We start from the raw sequence: 16,146 nt of genomic DNA, 5'->3' as shown, positions 1-16,146 counted from the left end.
ATCACGAACGGGTTTCCGGCGGCGTGAGGTGTCTTTTACGCGCCGGACACATTCTCTGCACCCCTTTGAAACACCTTCGGCCTAGCGTGGAACGCGGCTGCAGAGGCGGCCAGACGCAGGAAGCTCAGCAGAGGAGAGAAGCCGATATGACGGCAACACTGGAACTTGGGGCACTCGCGGCCGGCATCGACGGACCCGTGACGGGCGCTGCCGCCGGCTGGCACCGCGTCTGCCCGGTGGATGACCTGGAACCTGCCTGGGGTGAAGCAGCCCTCGTCGCGGGACGCCAGATTGCCCTCTTCCGCGCCGGACCCGGCGAAGTTTTCGCAGTGGCCCATGAGGACCCGGCCACCGGAGCGCACGTTATGGCACGGGGGATCCTGGGATCAAGGGGCACCCGTCCCACCATCGCTTCACCGCTGCACAAAGAGGTCTACGACCTGGAGACGGGCGAGTGCTTCAGCACCCCGAACCTGGGCCTGGCAACGTTTAGCACCCGCATCTGTGACGGTTTCGTCGAAGTCGAACTCTAAGCCTTTCAGCCGCATGGCCCGGCCCTAAAGCCCCAGCGCCTCGCTGACGTCCTGCAGTACCTCGTCCAGCGCCGCCCGGGCGGCCTGCCGGGCCTCCGGCAGTTCGGCTGCGGTGCCTACATGCTGGATGACTTCGAGGTAGCACTTGAGCTTGGGCTCGGTGCCGCTGGGCCGGATGATGACGCGGGTGAGGTCCCGTGTGAGGTAGACGAGCCCGTCGGTGGGAGGGAGATGTTCGCTGCCCTCGGCCAAATCGGTGAAGACCTCCACCGCGGATGATCCGAAGGATTCCGGCGGAGTGACCCGGAGGCGGTTCATCATGGCGTCCAGGAGGCCGAGGTCCGCCACGCGGATGCTGAGCTGGTCGCTCGCGTGCAGGCCGTGATGGAGGTACAGCTCGTCCAGGGTGTCGAAAACCGTTCTACCGTCAGCCTTCGCGGCGGCAGCGAGTTCGGCAATCAGCACTGCTGCGGAAATTCCGTCCTTGTCCTTGACCACGTCAGGTGCCACACAGTAGCCCAGGGCTTCCTCGTAGCCGTACAGCAGGCCCGGCACGCGGGAAATCCACTTGAACCCGGTAAGCGTCTCCTCATGCGCGTAGCCTGCGGCCGTTGCGATCCGGGCCAGGAGCCGCGAGGACACGATTGAGTTCGCGAAGACACCTTGCCGGCCGGTTTCGGAGTCGTTCCCGTCAGCTGCCGCCAGCCGCGCTGCGATGTGGGCGCCCAGCAAGGCACCGACTTCGTCTCCACGCAGCATGCGCCAGGCGCCGGTATCCGGATCCTTGGCCGCAACTGCCGCCCTGTCGGCATCGGGATCATTGGCGATGACGATGTCAGCGTTCAGCCGTTCAGCCGTTTCAAGGGCCAGGTCCAGTGCCCCGGGCTCCTCAGGGTTCGGGAAGCTCACGGTGGGAAAGTCCGGGTCCGGTTCTGCCTGTTCGGCCACCAGGGTCACGTCGGTAAAGCCGGCGGCCTTCAGCACAGCCTGCGCCGTTTCGCCGCCGACGCCGTGCATCGGGGTGAGTACAATGCGCAGGTCCCGTGCCGGGAAGCGCCCGGGCAGGGCCAGCGCGGCCGTGGCCTGCTCGTACCCCGCAGCCAGGGAGCCGTCGAGTACCGTCCATCCGCCGGGGGCAAGAACCACGGACTCCAGTGGCCCCACGGCGTCGATGCAGGCCGCGATCTCGGCGTCGTAGGGAGCGACGATCTGGGCGCCGTTGCCGCTTTCCGGGACGGCGTGGCGGCCCAGGTAGACCTTGTAGCCGTTGTCCTGGGGCGGGTTGTGGCTGGCGGTGACCATAACGCCGCCGTCGCATTCCAGTGCCCGCACGGCGTAAGCCAGCAGGGGAGTGGGCAGCGCGGCCGGCATCAGGAAGGTTTCTATCCCGGCTGCGGTGAAGATAGCGGCGGTTTCTTCCGCGAAGATGTCCGAGTTGTACCGGGCGTCATAACCGACGACGGCGCGCGGCCGGGTTCCCGGAGATGTCCTGCCCACGGCTTGGAGCAGGAAGTCCGACAGACCCGCGGCGGCCCGGCGGACCACCGCCCGGTTCATCCGGTTGGGTCCGGGACCCAGGGCCGCCCGCAAACCTGCCGTACCGAACTGCAGTGTCCCGCGGAAGCTGTCCTCGAGTTCCTGCCGGGCGGCCGGTGCGCCCTCTTCGACAAGCCGGACGAGTTCCAGGAGTGAAGCTGAAGTCTTGGGGTCCGGGTCTTGGGCGGCCCATTCGCGGGCCTCGTTGAGCAGGCGGGAATCGGCATCGGAAGACGTCATGGCCCTAACGCTATCGTCATTGGGCCCCGAACCCATGCCCCCCGCCGCGTAAACGGTGAAAATCCCCCGCCCGGCCGGGGGGCCTCCACGGGCCCCTAAAGCTTGGCGATGATTCCGGCGAGCAGTTTGGAAATCCGCGGGCCGGCGGCCTGTCCTGACTCAAGAACTTCCTCGTGGCTAAGCGGCTGGGGGCTAATGCCGGCGGCAAGGTTGGTCACCAGTGAGATGCCGAATACTTCCATTCCGGCGTGGCGCCCGGCGATGGCTTCAAGGGCGGTGGACATCCCCACCAGGTCGGCGCCGATCCGCTTGGCGTACTGCACTTCCGCAGGCGTTTCATAGTGCGGGCCGGGGAACTGGGCGTAGACGCCTTCGTCCAGGGATGCGTCGACTTTCCGGGCGAGCCCCCGGATCCGCGCAGAGTAAAGATCTGTCAGGTCAACGAATGTGGCACCTTCCAATGGGGAGGCCGCGGTGAGGTTGATGTGATCGCTGATCAACACCGGCGTGCCGGGGGACCAGTTTTCGTTGAGCCCGCCGCAGCCGTTGGTGAGGACCAGGGTGCTGCAGCCTGCTGCCGCTGCAGTCCTGATGCCATGGACTACTGCGCGGACGCCCTTGCCTTCGTAGTAATGGGTCCGGGCGCCCAGGACCAGCGCACGCTTGCCCTCCTTGGTAAGCACCGAGCGGATGGTGCCCACGTGCCCAACCACTGCAGGGGCGTGGAAGCCGGGCACTTCCTCTGCTGAAAGGGTGGCGGTGGTTTCACCGATGAGGTCGGCTGCCTCACCCCAGCCCGAGCCAAGCACCAGGGCGATGTCGTGGCTGTCCACCCCGGTCTCCTCGGCGATGTACTCGGCGGCGGCGCTGGCGGCAGCGAAGGGATCGGTCTTCAGGAAGTCTGTTGTACTCACTGGTACAAGCTATCCTGCCGTTCCGCCTGCGCCCACCCCGCCGCCGGTTTCCTCAGAGACCGTTTTCTTTGGACGTCAGGGGAGGATGCAGGACAATGAGTGATTGTGACTACGCATCCAGATTTCAGCTCACCCCGGATCGCAATCCTTGGAGGTGGTCCCGGCGGATATGAAGCTGCCATGGTGGCCGCCTCGCTCGGGGCGCAGGTCACAATCATTGAGCGGTCCGGGCTGGGCGGTTCGGCCGTGCTGACTGACGTTGTCCCTTCCAAGACGCTGATCGCCACGGCGGACCTGATGACGCGCGTCGCCGAGGCAGGGGAGCTGGGTGTGAAGTTCGACGTCGACGGCGGCGACTTCGTGCCGGTGATGCGGGCGGACCTCAAGCACATTAACCACCGCCTCCTGAACCTTGCGCGCAGCCAGTCCAAGGACATTCATGACGGCCTGAGCAACCTGGGCGTCCGCATCCTGAGCGGATCGGGCCGGCTCGTGGACGACCACACCATCGAGGTCCTCACGGCTGAAGGAACGGAAACCGTCGAGGCGGACACCATCCTGCTCGCGTTGGGCGCCCATCCGCGCGAGCTGCCCACGGCACGGCCGGACGGCGATCGGATCCTGAACTGGACACAAATTTACGATCTCGACGGACTGCCCGAAGACCTGATTGTGGTCGGTTCGGGTGTGACCGGGGCCGAGTTTGCCTCCGCCTACAACGGCCTGGGTTCCAAGGTGACACTGATTTCCAGCCGTGACCGGGTTCTTCCGGGGTCAGACGTGGACGCAGCAGTGGTGCTTGAGGAGGTCTTCGAGCGCCGCGGCGTCCGGGTCCTGTCCCGCTCCCGTGCCGAGACCGTGGAACGCACCGACGACGGCGTGGTGGTGACCCTCAGTGACGGCTCCAAGGTCACGGGCAGCCACTGCCTCCTCTGCCTGGGCTCCATTCCCAATACCGCAGGCATCGGTTTGGAAGAAGCCGGCGTAGCGGTCAGCGAAAGCGGCCACATCAAAGTGGACGGCGTCTCCCGCACCACGGCCCCCAACATCTACGCTGCCGGCGACTGCACTGGGGTGCTGCCGCTTGCCTCGGTGGCGGCCATGCAGGGCCGCATTGCCGTGGCCCACTTCATGGGCGACAGCGTCACCCCGCTCAAGCTGCACCAGGTGGCGTCCAATATTTTTACCTCGCCCGAAATCGCCAACGTGGGCGTCTCCGAGGCAGAGATCGACTCCGGCAAGTACCAGGGCGATGTCGTCAAGCTTTCGCTGCGCAGCAACGCCCGCGCCAAGATGCGCAACCACAAGGACGGCTTCGTGAAGATCTTCGCCCGAAAGGGCTCCGGAACGGTGATCGGCGGCGTGGTGGTGGGGCCCAACGCCTCCGAACTGATCTTTCCCATCTCCATCGCGGTGAAGCAGAAACTGCACGTGGACGACGTCGCCAGCACCTTCACGGTGTACCCGTCATTGACCGGATCCATCTCCGAGGCGGCGCGCCGGCTCCACGTGCACCTGTAGGGACCGCACGCGGGAGTCTGGACCCCTACGGCGTGACCTGCATAGACTCCTTCAAGGACCGGCCGGGAATTTCCCGGCCGTCCCTGCATCAGCCAACGACGCAAGGAGAAGTTCGTGGAACTGAAGGACGTCACATGGAATGAGCAGGCCCGGGAGAAGATCCTGCTCGACGCTGACAAGGCCCTGCAGGAAGCGGTCCGGGAGGCAGCCTCCACGTTGTCCAGCGCGGACAAGGACGAGGTGTACAAGTTCCTGTTTGAAAAGCTGAAGGACCAGTTCGTGGATTTCCAGCCGGGGCCGGACCTCACCCAGTACGCGGAGGCGGTGGCCAACGGGGACTTCGGCTCCACCGGCACCGGCAAGGAAGGTTAGGGAACAGGCCGTGTCAGCAGCCCTGGTCCGTCCCCGCAGCGGCAAGGTCATCGGCGGCGTCTGCGCCGCCCTGGCAGCCCGGTTCGGGCTTTCGAAATTCCTGGTCCGGCTGGGCTTCGTTATTTTCGGCCTGGTGGGGATCGGCGAACTGGTCTACATCGCGCTTTGGATCCTGATCCCCAAGGAGCAGGGCTAGGGTTTAGGGGGCGGCCGGGGAGAAGTGTTTTTCGATGACTCCCTTGATGTCCTCATGGCAGCCGCCGCAGCCGGTGCCGGCCCGGGTTGCCTTGGATACTTGAGCCACGGTTGAGCAGCCATCCTCCACGGCGCCGGCAATGGCGGCTCCGCTGATACCCGCGCACCGGCAGACGGTTCCCTGCGGGTCGGCGGCCGTGCCCGGTAATTGGTCCGGCCCGTCCAGGCGGAGCAGCAGGGACCTGTCGGCGGGCAGTTCCGCGCCGCGCTCGAACAGCCCCACCAGTTCGGCTGCGGTGCGCGGCATACCTACCGCCACCAGGCCCTCAAGCACGCCACCGCGGGTGGTCATTTTCACGTAGCGGCCGTGTTCGGGGTCGGCCCACTGGGCGATCTGCAGGCGCGGCCTGCCGCCGACTGCACCGGCGGTAAGGACTTCCTCGTCCCAGGGCTCAGCAGCGTTCTCGCCGGCCACCGCCATGTTCATGCCCCGGGCCTTGAGGACAACGACTCCGGCCTGCTCGGCGGGCAGTTCCGGCAGCAGTTCCGCTTCTCCCGGAGTGGCAGAGGCGAGCAAAGTCAAATATTCAGCGAGCCACTCGGCCTGCCGCCATCCTGGTCCGACAAGCCCGGACGGGCCTTTGGCGTTCCGGCACGATGCACAGGCGGGGTCAGGGCAACGGACTTCGGCACAATCGCCAATGGCAAAAATGTGGGGCTCGTGGTGCGCCCGGAGCCGGTGGTCCACCAGGATCCCGGCGGAGGTGGAGAGCCCACAGCCTTCTGCCAGTTCCGTGCGGGGACGGACGCCGCACGAGAGGACCAGGAGGTCGCCGTCGATCGCTGACCCGTCGTCCAGCAGCAGGGCCGAGAACCCGCCGTCGGGCGCGTTGTGCTCCACAGCGGTGGAGCGGGCATTGCCGGCCATCCGCACGCCGCAGCGCCGAAGGCCGGCAGCCAGCACGGCGCCCCCGCCGCGGTCGATGTTGCGGCCCAGCGGATAGGGGCCGTTGTGGACCACGGTGACGGTGGCTCCTTCTTCCGCCGCGGCCAGGGCAGTCTCAAGCCCCAGGACGCCGCCGCCCAGCACCACCACCCGTTTGCCGCCGTCCACCGCCTGGCGCAGCATTTCCGCGTCACGAAGATCGCGGAGGGCCGTGACTCCGGCCGGAAGGACAGGTGACGTGGGGTCCGGGTTGATGCCGGTCAGGTTGGGGATGACCGGACGGGAGCCGGTGGCGAAGACCAGGCGGTCGTAGTGGGCCACCCCGCCGTCGGTCAGGAGGACCTGCTGGCGCGCCCGGTCCACGCGGCGGACGCGGACGCCAAGGCGGACGTCGACGCCCTCTGCAGCGAGGGCGCCGGGATCGGAAAGTGCCAGGGCAGCGGCAGTGGTCCGCCCGACGCCGAGGTCGGCGACCAGCACGCGGTTGTACGCCGCTTCCGCCTCCGCTCCCACCACGGTGAGGCCCAGGTGGCCGCTGCGGACAGCGGGCAGGAGCTCATCGACCAGCCGGGCCGCGACCGGCCCGAATCCCACTATGACTACTTGCTCGCTCATGAGGCCTCCGTCGTTTGAAGCACGCTGGTTGGAACCGGTTGGGCAGCCGGCCGCACCCAGACCTTGTTGAACTTGAACTCGGGCATCCCGGAGATGGGGTCCGTGGCAGCCTCCGTCAGCCGGTTGGCGCTCTCAAGTTCGGGGAAGTGGAAGGGCAGGAACACGGTGTCCGTTCTGATGGCGGTGCTCAATTCAGCCCGGCACAGCACTTCGCCGCGCTCATTGGCCACCGAGACGAACGCGCCTTCGGTGATGCCCAGAGCTGCCGCGGCCGCCGGGTGCAGTTGCAGCTTCGCTTCTGGCCGGGCTTCCAACAGTTCGGATACCCGGCGGGTCTGCGCGCCGGACTGGTAGTGCTCAAGGAGCCGGCCGGTAATGAGGGTCATTTGTTTGGCTGCCGGGGCGGTGCCGCTCCTCAAGGGGTCCCCTGGGGGAGGACGACGGCGGCGGGGCGCCACCGGGGTCATCACTGCTTTGCCGTCGGCATGGGCGAACCGGTCCTGGAACAGCCGCGGCGTTCCGGTACTGCCGGCCGGGTAGGGCCAGTAGGCTGCTTCGCCGCGGTCCAGCATGGCGTAGTCAATGCCGGAGTAGTCGGCGGGCCCGCCGGCTGAAGCGAGCCGGAGTTCCTCGAACACCGTTTCCGGGTCCTCGCTGTAGGTGGAGGGAGCATCCAGCGCTTCAGCGAGCCGTGCCATGATCCAGAGCTCACTGCGGGCACCGGCCGGCGGAGTCAAGGCACGGCGGCGGCGCAGCACCCGGCCTTCGAGGTTTGTCAGTGTGCCTTCCTCCTCCGCCCATTGGAGGACGGGCAAAACCAGGTCAGCTTCGGCGGCGGTCTCGGACATGAAGAAATCGCAGACCACCAGGAAGTCCAGGCTGCGCAGGCCCCTGATGACCGCGTTGGCGTCAGGTGAGGCGACCGCAATGTTGGATGCGTGGACAAAAAGGCAACGGACGCCGTCGGGCTTTCCCAGTGACTTCAGCAGTTGAACGGCCGGGAGACCGGGGCCGGGGATAAGGCCTTCCGGTACGCCCCAGACCTTGGCAACGTGGGCGCGGGCGGCGGGATCAGTGATTTTGCGGTAGCCGGGGAGCTGGTCCGCCTTTTGCCCGTGCTCCCGGCCGCCCTGGCCGTTGCCCTGGCCGGTGAGGGTGCCGTAGCCGCTGCGGGCCGAGCCCGGCAGTCCCAGCAGGAGGCTGAGGTTGATCGCGGCCGTTGCGGTGTCAGTGCCGTCCACGTGCTGCTCTACGCCCCGGCCGGTGAGGATGTAGCTGCCGCTCCGGCGTGCCCCGTGGGCCAGCCGGCGTGCGGTCTCCCGGATCAGTCCGGCCGGGACGCCGGTGATGGATTGCACCCGTTCGGGCCAGAAGGAGTTCACGCTGCGAACCACGGCACTGTAGCCCGAGGTGCGTTCCTCGATGAAGGCGGAGTCCACCAGGTTTTCGTGGATGACCACGTGGGAAATGCCCAGCAGGAGGGCAAGGTCTGTTCCGGGGAGGGGCTGGAGGTGGAGGCCGCCGCCGTCGGACGTGAAAGCAGCCGTGGCTGAGCGGCGGGGATCCACCACAATCAGCCCGCCGGCGTCGCGTGTTCCCTTCAGGTGCTGCACGAAAGGGGGCATGGTTTCGGCTACGTTGGAGCCCAGCATCAGGATGGTATCGGCGGTGTCCAGGGCCTCGAGCGGGAACGGCAGGCCGCGGTCGACGCCGAAGGCCCGCATCCCCGCGGCGGCGGCGGAGGACATGCAGAACCGGCCGTTGTAATCGATCCGGGAGGTCCCCAGGGCGAGCCGGGCGAACTTGCCCAGCATGTAGGCCTTTTCGTTGGTGAGGCCGCCGCCGCCGAACACGCCCACTGAATCCGCCCCGTAACGGGCGCGGGATGCCTTTACGGCGTCCGCGGCGACTTGGAGGGCCTGGTCCCAGCTGATGGGCCGGTGGACGCCGTCGGGCCCCTTCAGGAGGGGCTCGGTGACCCGGCCGGGGTGGTTCAGGAGCGAGGCGGACGTCCAGCCTTTGCGGCAGAGACCGCCGCGGTTGGTGGAAAAGTTCCGGCCGCCCACTTCGAGAAGGGGCAGGTCCCGGGCGGGGGATTCCGGAAGGGGCAATACAGCCACGGGGACTGGCCCCGGCAGGGAAGCCGGGGCCAGTTCCGCTGGAGACGTGAGCGTCATGGCGCACTGCAGGGCGCAGTAAGGGCAGTGCGTGTCGGCGCTTTTGGTCATGTTAGACGTGTCCCATCGCATTTCGGTTGGCGTTGCGGATGTAGAAGGCCCAGCAGACAACCAGCATCAGGACGTAAGCCCCAACGAAGCCGTAGAAGGCGGGAGTGTAGGATCCGCTGGCACTGTTGGAGGCGTTCAGGACCTGCGGGATCACAAAGCCGCCGTAGGCGCCGATGGCGGAGATGAGGCCGAGTGCGGAGGACGCGAGGCGCTGGGTGGCCACCGAGCTTGCACCGTTCCGGGCCGCCCGGCTGGAGGTGGCGAAGATGACCGGGATCATGCGGTAGGTGGCGCCGTTTCCGAAGCCGCTGGCGGTGAAGAGCATGAGGAAGAGGACCAGGAAGAGCCAGAAGTTCTTCAGCGGCAGGGTCCAAACCATGGTGAGGGTGATGACGGCCATCGAAGCGAAGGCAGCCACAGTCATCCGGGCACCGCCCATGCGGTCGGCCATGCGTCCGCCGTAAGGGCGTGCCAGCGAACCCACCAGCGGTCCAAGGAACGCCAGGGAGAGTGCCACCGTACCCACGCCGATGGAGGAAAAGGCCGGGAAGTAGTCCTTGATCAGCTTGGGAAAGACACCCGCGAAGCCGATGAAGGAGCCAAAGGTGCCGATGTACAACAGCGCCATGATCCACAGGTGCGGTTCCTTCAGTGCTGCCACTGAGCCGGCGATGTCGCCCTTGGCGCTGGTGAGGTTGTCCATGAACTTCCAGGCGCCGAAGGCGGCTACGAGGATGAACGGCACCCACATCCAGCCTGCCATGGGCAGGTTGACCGTGCCCACGGCAAGCAGGGTGATCACAATCGGGACGGCGAGCTGTGCGACGGCGGCACCCATGTTGCCGCCCGCGGCGTTCAGGCCGAGCGCCCACCCCTTCTCGCGGGCGGGGTAGAAGAAGGTGATGTTGGCCATGGAGCTGGCAAAGTTTCCGCCGCCGAAGCCTGCGAGGGCCGCCACCAGCAGCATGACACCGAACGGAGTCCCCGGGTTTGAGACGCACAAGGCGAGGCCGATGGAGGGGATCAGCAGCAGCAGGGCGGACACGATGGTCCAGTTGCGGCCGCCGAAGCGGGGGACCATGAAGGTGTAGGGGATGCGCAGGGTTGCACCCACGAGGCTGGGCATGGAGATCAGCCAGAAAATTTCGGAGGTGGAGAAGTTGAAGCCGGCGCCGGGCAGCTGGACCACCACGATGGACCAGAGCTGCCATACAACGAACCCGAGGAATTCGGCGAAGATGGACCAGTTGAGGTTGCGGCGGGCGATGGAGCGGCCGGCGGATTCCCACTGTTCCTTGTTTTCGGCATCCCAGTTGGCGATCCAGCGGCCGGGGCGGAACTCGAGGGCAGGGGCGTCTGTGGTGCGGGTAGGGCCGGGCTGTGCGCTGGCGGATGCGGCGGTTCCGGGCCTTGCGGCTTCGTCCAGATCCAGCGAATTGCCGGGGCCGGCATCAGCGGTGCGGTCAACAGTCACGGGGTACCTCCTTTGGGGGTTGTTGTCCTCCCAAGGTAGGGACGCCGCGTTTCACGCACCGACGAGGTTTGTTAACGCGCTGTGACATTTGCCTATCGTTGGCCCTGGACGGGCGTGAGGCGCGGGCAGCAGGCCTAATAGCGGAACGCACGACACGCGTCCGGATAGTGGACCTTTCGTCCATTGACTGGACCGCCGGAACTAATATTGAACTCTAACTATTCCGAGCCTGGCGATAACGCACGGCCCGGCCGGTTCTCATGAAAGCGTTTACCTATGTCCTCCATTGATACTTCCAAGGTGCCGGGATCCCCGCAGCCGGTGAACTCACGCGGCCGCGTGATCGTAGCCAGCCTGATCGGCACGACGGTTGAGTTTTACGATTTCTACGTCTACGCCACCGCAGCCGTTTTGGTTTTCCCGCAGCTGTTCTTCCCCAACCAGAACGAAACGACGCAGCTGCTGAGCTCCTTCGCCGTTTTCGGCGTGGCGTTTGTCGCCCGCCCGCTGGGCTCCATTGTTTTCGGCCACTTCGGCGACAAGTTCGGCCGCAAGGGCACCCTGGTGGCATCCCTGCTGACCATGGGTATCGCCACATTCCTGATCGGCTGCCTGCCCACCGCACTGGTCCCGGGCTGGGGCTTCTGGGCTCCGGCCCTGCTGGTTGTCATGCGTTTTGCCCAGGGCCTGGCCCTGGGCGGCGAATGGAGCGGCGCCGCCCTGCTGGCCACGGAGAACGCTCCGGCCAACAAGCGCGCCATCTACGGTACTTTCCCCCAGTTGGGCGCCCCTATCGGCTTCATCATCGCCAACGTGATCTTCCTGGCCTTCAGCTACGCTCTGTCGCCGGCTGACTTCCAGTCCTGGGGCTGGCGCGTGCCGTTCCTGCTCAGTGCCGTCATGGTCATCATCGGCCTCTATGTCCGGCTCAAACTGATCGAAACCCCGGCCTTCACCAAGGTGCTCGAGTCCAACGAGGTGGCCAAGCTGCCACTGGGCCGGGTCTTCAAGACCAGCTGGCGCCAGCTGATCCTCGGAACGTTCATCATGCTTGCCACCTACGTGCTCTTCTACCTGATGACCACCTTCACCCTGACCTACGGCACCCGCCCCGCCAGCCTGGACGCTGCCCGGGCCGCCGCCGAAAAGGCCGGAAAGCCGATGTCCGAGGCCGCCGCCGCAGCCTTTGTGCCCGGCCTGGGCTACACGCGCAACGACTTCCTGTGGATGCTGATTGCCGGCGTCGTTTTCTTCGGCATTTTCACGCTGGTCTCCGGCCCGCTGGCCGAGAAGTACGGGCGCCGCAAGATGCTGCTCGCGGTAACCGGTGGCATCTTCATCTTCGGCCTGCTCTTTGTTCCGCTGTTCAGCGGCGGCTTCGTTGGCACCATGGCCCTGCTGATCATCGGGTTCTCCCTGATGGGCCTGACCTTCGGTCCGATGGGTGCGCTGCTGCCGGAACTGTTCCCCACGAACGTCCGCTACACAGGGTCGGCCGTGAGCTACAACTTCTCCAGCATCCTGGGCGCAGCGGTGGCTCCGTTCATCGCCGTGGCACTGTGGGAACGCGCAGACGGCAGCCCGGTACTGGTGGGGATCTACCTGACCGCCATGGCCGTACTGACCCTGATCGCGCTGTTTGTCAGCAAGGAAACCCGTGACGTGGACTACGAGAACAACGTGGCCTGATGACGCCGCATCGCTAAGCGGAATGCCCGGCTGGTCTGCGGACCAGCCGGGCATTTTTATGTCCCCGAGGCGTAGCGGGCCACAAAGTTCTTGAGGATGTTCATGGGTTCGGTGAGTGTAAACCGGCGGGCGTCGTCCATCAGCTGCCCGGCCGATTCCGGCGGAAAGTAGCCGGCGTTGCGGTAGATATCGATGCGGGTGCAGAGGCCTTCGGTGTCCAGTTCGGGGTGGAACTGGGTGGCGTAGAGGTTGTTTTGAATCCGGAACATTTGGACCGGGCAGGCGGCGGACCTCGCCAGCAGCACGGCATGCGCGGGGAGGACGGTGCACGCTTCCTTGTGCCCCGTATAGGCGGTGAAGGTCCTGGGCATTCCGCTGAGCAAGGGATCCTTCAGGCCTGCGTCAGTCAGCTGGATTTCCGCGGCACCGAGCGGTTCGCCGAAAGTTCTGTCGATCACGGCGCCCTGATGCCTTCCGAGGGTGCCAACGCCATAGCAGGCACCAAGAAACGGGAAATCCCGCGCCACCAGCTGGTCCAGGAGGCTCGACAGCTCGCGCTCCACGCGGAGTTGCGTCGCAGTCTTCTGTTCCAGCGGGTCGCTGGACGTGAACGGGCTGCCGCCCACGATCACGCCCGAGTAGCTGTCCAGGTTTAGATCAGGCAGGGGAGCGGCCTCCAGCCTGAGACGCACGAGCTCTGCGGGTTCCAGTCCGCCGTACCGCAGGTAGGCGGCATACTCGTCGTCGGCGGCTGCGTCTTCGGCCCGCGACGCCAGGAGCAGGAAAGGCAACATCTGCTAAGTGTGCCCTCTCCGGCGGAAACTGTCAGCGTGTCAGCTTGTGGCGGGCTGGCTCAGGGAACGGCGGGACTGCGGCCGGGCGGCCGGATCGGCGTGGCGGTGCAGGAGTTTCCAGTAGCCCTCCTCGCGGCGGAAGACGCTGGTCACGCGGAGCGCGAACTCCTCCGCGACGGCCGCGCCGTCAAGCCGCGCGCGGAAGTGTTCGGTCTCCACCAAAAAAGCGGTGTCACGTGCCGTGTAGGAGGTGATGGTATCGAATCCCAGCATCTCGCCGTCCTGGAACTGCCGTGCCGCCTGGTCCAGCCGGGCTTCCACCTGCGCCCAGCCGCGGGCGATGCCGCCGAACGGATTGGCCAGCGTGACGTCGTCAAGCCGGGAATAGAGGTCCTTGACGGGTCCAGGGTTGCCCCGGGTGATTTCTGGAACGGCGAGGTGGTAGCGGTGGACTTCTTCTTCGAAACTGGGTGCGAGCATGGAAGCCTCCGGCGCTTACTGGTCTTCGATGGTGGCGATGACGGCGCCGGCTGACACCGTTTCGCCTGGTGCAGCGCTCAGGCCGGTGATGGTTCCGGAGCGGTGCGCGGTCAGCGGCTGCTCCATCTTCATTGCTTCGAGGACCACCACGAGGTCGCCTTCGGCTACAACGTCGCCGTCCGCCACTGCCACCTTGACGATGGTGCCCTGCATGGGGGAAGTCAGGGCGTTGCCGGTGGCTGCTGCCGTGCCTCCTGAGCGGGAGCGCTTCTTTGATTTGCCGGACTTCGCCGCGGCGCCTGCCGTACCGGTACCCGGCGTGCCGAGGGAAGCGGGCAGTACTACCTCAAGCCGTTTCCCGCCAACTTCAACCACCACGCGCTGCCGCTCCCCGGGGTCGGCGTCGGTTCCGGCGCCGCCGTCGGGGGTCCAGGCCGGGAGGTTGTTGACGAACTCGGTCTCGATCCAGCGGGTGTGGACGCTGAAGGGGCCCTCCGCGGGTGCAAACGCGGGGTCGGAAACCACGGCGAGATCGAAGGGGATCACCGTCGGGATGCCCTCGACCACCATCTCTTCGAGGGCGCGGCGGGCGCGCTGCAGGGCCTGCGGCCGGGTGGCTCCCGTCACGATCAGCTTGGACAGCATCGAATCGAAATTGCCGCTGATGACGTCGCCCTCTTCGACGCCGGAATCAATGCGGATGCCGGGGCCGGTGGGGTTTTTCAGGACCCGGAGGGTGCCGGGGGCGGGCAGGAAGTTCCGGCCCGGGTCTTCGCCGGTAATACGGAACTCGAAGGAGTGGCCGCGGATCTCTGGATCGCCGTAGCCCAGTTCTTCGCCGCGGGCCAGCCGGAACTGCTCGCGGACCAGGTCGATGCCGGTGACTTCTTCAGAGACGCAGTGCTCCACCTGCAGGCGGGTGTTCACCTCAAGGAAGGAGATGGTGCCGTCCTGGCCCACCAGGAATTCACAGGTGCCGGCGCCCAGGTAGCCGGCCTCTTTCAGGATGGCCTTGGAGGACTCGTACAGCCGGCGGTTCTGTTCTTCGGTCAGGAACGGAGCAGGGGCTTCCTCCACAAGCTTCTGGTTGCGGCGCTGCAGCGAGCAGTCTCGCGTGGAAACCACCACCACGTTGCCGTATGCGTCCGCCAGGCACTGGGTCTCAACGTGGCGGGGTGCATCCAGGAAGCGTTCGATGAAGCACTCGCCGCGGCCGAAGGCAGCGGTGGCTTCACGGACAGCGGATTCAAAAAGTTCGGGGATTTCGTCGCGGCTGCGGGCGACCTTGATGCCGCGTCCGCCACCGCCGAAGGCGGCCTTGATGGCTACGGGCAGCCCGTACTGGTCCACGAAGTCCAGGATTTCGTCGGCGGTCTTGACGGGGTCGGCGGTGCCGGGAACCTGGGGTGCGCCCACCTTCTCGGCGATGTGCCGGGCCTGGACCTTGTCGCCGAGGGCGGAAATGGCTTCCGGGGACGGACCGATCCAGGTGATGCCGGCCTCGATCACGCGGGCGGCGAACTGGGCGTTTTCAGCCAGGAAACCGTAGCCGGGGTGAATGGCGTCCGCGCCGGACTGGCGTGCTGCCTCGATGATCTTGTCCATGACGAGGTAGGACTCGGCGGCGGTGCTGCCACCGAGCGCGTAGGCCTCGTCAGCCAGGCGCACGTGCAGGGCGTCGCGGTCTGCGTCGGCATAGACAGCAACGGAGGCGATGCCTTCATCACGGGCGGCGCGGATGATGCGCACAGCGATCTCACCGCGATTGGCGATCAGCACCTTTGTGAGGGTCGACTGCGTGGGACGTGCGGACTGCTCCAAATTTGCTGACAAGGCGTCTCCTTCTTTCCTTCAGGGAGCCTAGCGCGGTTTTGGAGGTTCCGCCGATATTACTTGCGGATTCCGCGTGTAAAGCGCCCAGGCTTTGTAGGGAAGCTACAAGACTCGTGGAAATCGGGCAGCTTACGCCGCCGGCCACAGGTCGGTGATGCGTACCTGCGCCTGAGCCAGCAGGCTGCGGAGCGTGGAGACGGACAGGCCGACGACGGCGTGCGGGTCGCCGTCGACCTTGCGGATGAAGGCCCCACCGAGGCCGTCGATGGTGAAGGACCCGGCGCAGTGCAGCGGCTCGCCGGTGGCGATGTAGGCGTCAATCTCCTCCGGCTCCATTTCAAGGAAGGAGACCTCCGCGGAGGCAACAGTCCCGAGGGTGGCACCCGTGCCGGGGGCGGCGCCGTCGTCAGGGTCTGTGTCCCGGCAGTCCACCAGCCAATGTCCCGTATGCAGCACCCCGGTGCTGCCGCTCATCCGCAGCATCCGCTCGCGGGCGACGGCGGCGGTGTACGGTTTGCCGTGCGCTTCGCCGTCGAATTCGAAGACGGAGTCGCACCCGAGTACCAGCGCACCTTCCGCTTCCGGCAGCGCCGCCACCGCCTCAGCCTTCGCCCGTGCCAGCAGCAGGGCGGTATCGTGCGGGTCGGTAACGCCGTACCGTGCCTGGACCGCATCCTCGTCAACGTCCGATACGAGGACTGAGTGCCGGATGCCGGCCTCGGCCAGGAGCTTGGTGCGGGCGGGGGACTGGGAGGCAAGAATCAGGCGGACCACGG

14 protein-coding genes are annotated in these 16,146 nt (G+C 66.3%); 5 read left to right on the top strand and 9 right to left on the bottom strand.

Annotated elements, in window-relative coordinates:
* Positions 1-146: 146 nt before the first annotated feature.
* Complete coding sequence (gene nirD, locus AC5RVN_RS07525) at positions 147-533, top strand: nitrite reductase small subunit NirD (protein ID WP_494137519.1); 387 nt, start codon at positions 147-149, stop codon at positions 531-533.
* A gap of 24 nt (positions 534-557) precedes the next feature.
* On the opposite strand, the gene AC5RVN_RS07520 is transcribed toward nirD, so the two are convergent.
* The gene (locus tag AC5RVN_RS07520) at positions 558-2,309 is read right to left on the bottom strand and encodes a phospho-sugar mutase (protein WP_494040989.1); all 1,752 of its coding nucleotides are present in this window, start codon (positions 2,307-2,309) and stop codon (positions 558-560) included.
* Positions 2,310-2,404: 95 nt separating this feature from the next.
* On the bottom strand, positions 2,405-3,223 hold the full coding sequence (locus AC5RVN_RS07515; protein ID WP_494137518.1) for a purine-nucleoside phosphorylase: 819 nt from the start codon (positions 3,221-3,223) through the stop codon (positions 2,405-2,407).
* A 105-nt stretch (positions 3,224-3,328) separates the two neighbouring features.
* Here AC5RVN_RS07515 and AC5RVN_RS07510 point away from each other — a divergent pair, with 105 nt between their 5' ends.
* From AC5RVN_RS07510 to AC5RVN_RS07500, 3 genes are all read left to right on the top strand, one after another.
* Entirely contained in the window at positions 3,329-4,744 is a 1,416-nt protein-coding gene (locus AC5RVN_RS07510) for an NAD(P)H-quinone dehydrogenase (protein WP_494137517.1), read from the top strand.
* Positions 4,745-4,858: 114 nt separating this feature from the next.
* Positions 4,859-5,116 carry a hypothetical protein gene (locus AC5RVN_RS07505; RefSeq protein ID WP_494040986.1) on the top strand — a complete coding sequence of 86 codons (258 nt, stop codon included), beginning with the start codon at positions 4,859-4,861 and terminating at the stop codon, positions 5,114-5,116.
* A gap of 10 nt (positions 5,117-5,126) precedes the next feature.
* Complete coding sequence (locus AC5RVN_RS07500; RefSeq protein ID WP_494040985.1) at positions 5,127-5,312, top strand: PspC domain-containing protein; 186 nt, start codon at positions 5,127-5,129, stop codon at positions 5,310-5,312.
* 3 nt (positions 5,313-5,315) lie between these two features.
* On the opposite strand, the gene AC5RVN_RS07495 is transcribed toward AC5RVN_RS07500, so the two are convergent.
* From AC5RVN_RS07495 to AC5RVN_RS07485, 3 genes are read right to left on the bottom strand one after another with little or no spacing between them, the layout of a single operon-like run.
* Complete coding sequence (locus AC5RVN_RS07495) at positions 5,316-6,872, bottom strand: FAD-dependent oxidoreductase (protein WP_494137516.1); 1,557 nt, start codon at positions 6,870-6,872, stop codon at positions 5,316-5,318.
* Positions 6,869-9,100, bottom strand: coding sequence for a molybdopterin oxidoreductase family protein (locus AC5RVN_RS07490; protein WP_494137515.1), 2,232 nt, complete (start codon positions 9,098-9,100; stop codon positions 6,869-6,871). The genes AC5RVN_RS07495 and AC5RVN_RS07490 overlap by 4 nt, the downstream gene beginning before the upstream one ends.
* Position 9,101: 1 nt before the next feature.
* Positions 9,102-10,574 (bottom strand): MFS transporter, encoded by a 1,473-nt coding sequence (locus tag AC5RVN_RS07485; RefSeq protein WP_494137514.1) that lies wholly within the window; start codon positions 10,572-10,574, stop codon positions 9,102-9,104.
* Positions 10,575-10,850: 276 nt separating this feature from the next.
* Here AC5RVN_RS07485 and AC5RVN_RS07480 point away from each other — a divergent pair, with 276 nt between their 5' ends.
* The gene (locus tag AC5RVN_RS07480) at positions 10,851-12,263 is read left to right on the top strand and encodes an MFS transporter (protein ID WP_494040981.1); all 1,413 of its coding nucleotides are present in this window, start codon (positions 10,851-10,853) and stop codon (positions 12,261-12,263) included.
* 56 nt (positions 12,264-12,319) lie between these two features.
* Here the strand turns inward: AC5RVN_RS07480 and AC5RVN_RS07475 are convergent, their stop codons facing one another.
* The 4 genes from AC5RVN_RS07475 to AC5RVN_RS07460 all read right to left on the bottom strand — a co-directional run bounded on the left by AC5RVN_RS07475 (position 12,320) and on the right by AC5RVN_RS07460 (position 16,144).
* Positions 12,320-13,057: a glutamine amidotransferase gene (locus AC5RVN_RS07475; RefSeq protein WP_494137513.1), complete on the bottom strand. Its 738-nt coding sequence runs from the start codon at positions 13,055-13,057 to the stop codon at positions 12,320-12,322.
* A gap of 39 nt (positions 13,058-13,096) precedes the next feature.
* A complete protein-coding gene (locus AC5RVN_RS07470) occupies positions 13,097-13,537 on the bottom strand; it encodes a YybH family protein (RefSeq protein ID WP_494040979.1) in 441 nt (146 codons plus the stop codon).
* A gap of 15 nt (positions 13,538-13,552) precedes the next feature.
* Entirely contained in the window at positions 13,553-15,370 is a 1,818-nt protein-coding gene (locus AC5RVN_RS07465; protein WP_494137512.1) for an acetyl/propionyl/methylcrotonyl-CoA carboxylase subunit alpha, read from the bottom strand.
* 129 nt (positions 15,371-15,499) lie between these two features.
* Positions 15,500-16,144, bottom strand: a complete 645-nt coding sequence (locus AC5RVN_RS07460; protein WP_494040977.1) for a Maf family protein — start codon at positions 16,142-16,144, stop codon at positions 15,500-15,502.
* Positions 16,145-16,146: the final 2 nt, after the last annotated feature.

The organism is Arthrobacter sp. sptzw32 (assembly GCF_059089735.1).
The sequence above is the reverse complement of the archived record's forward strand: the minus strand, read 5'-3'. Positions and strand labels throughout refer to the sequence as shown.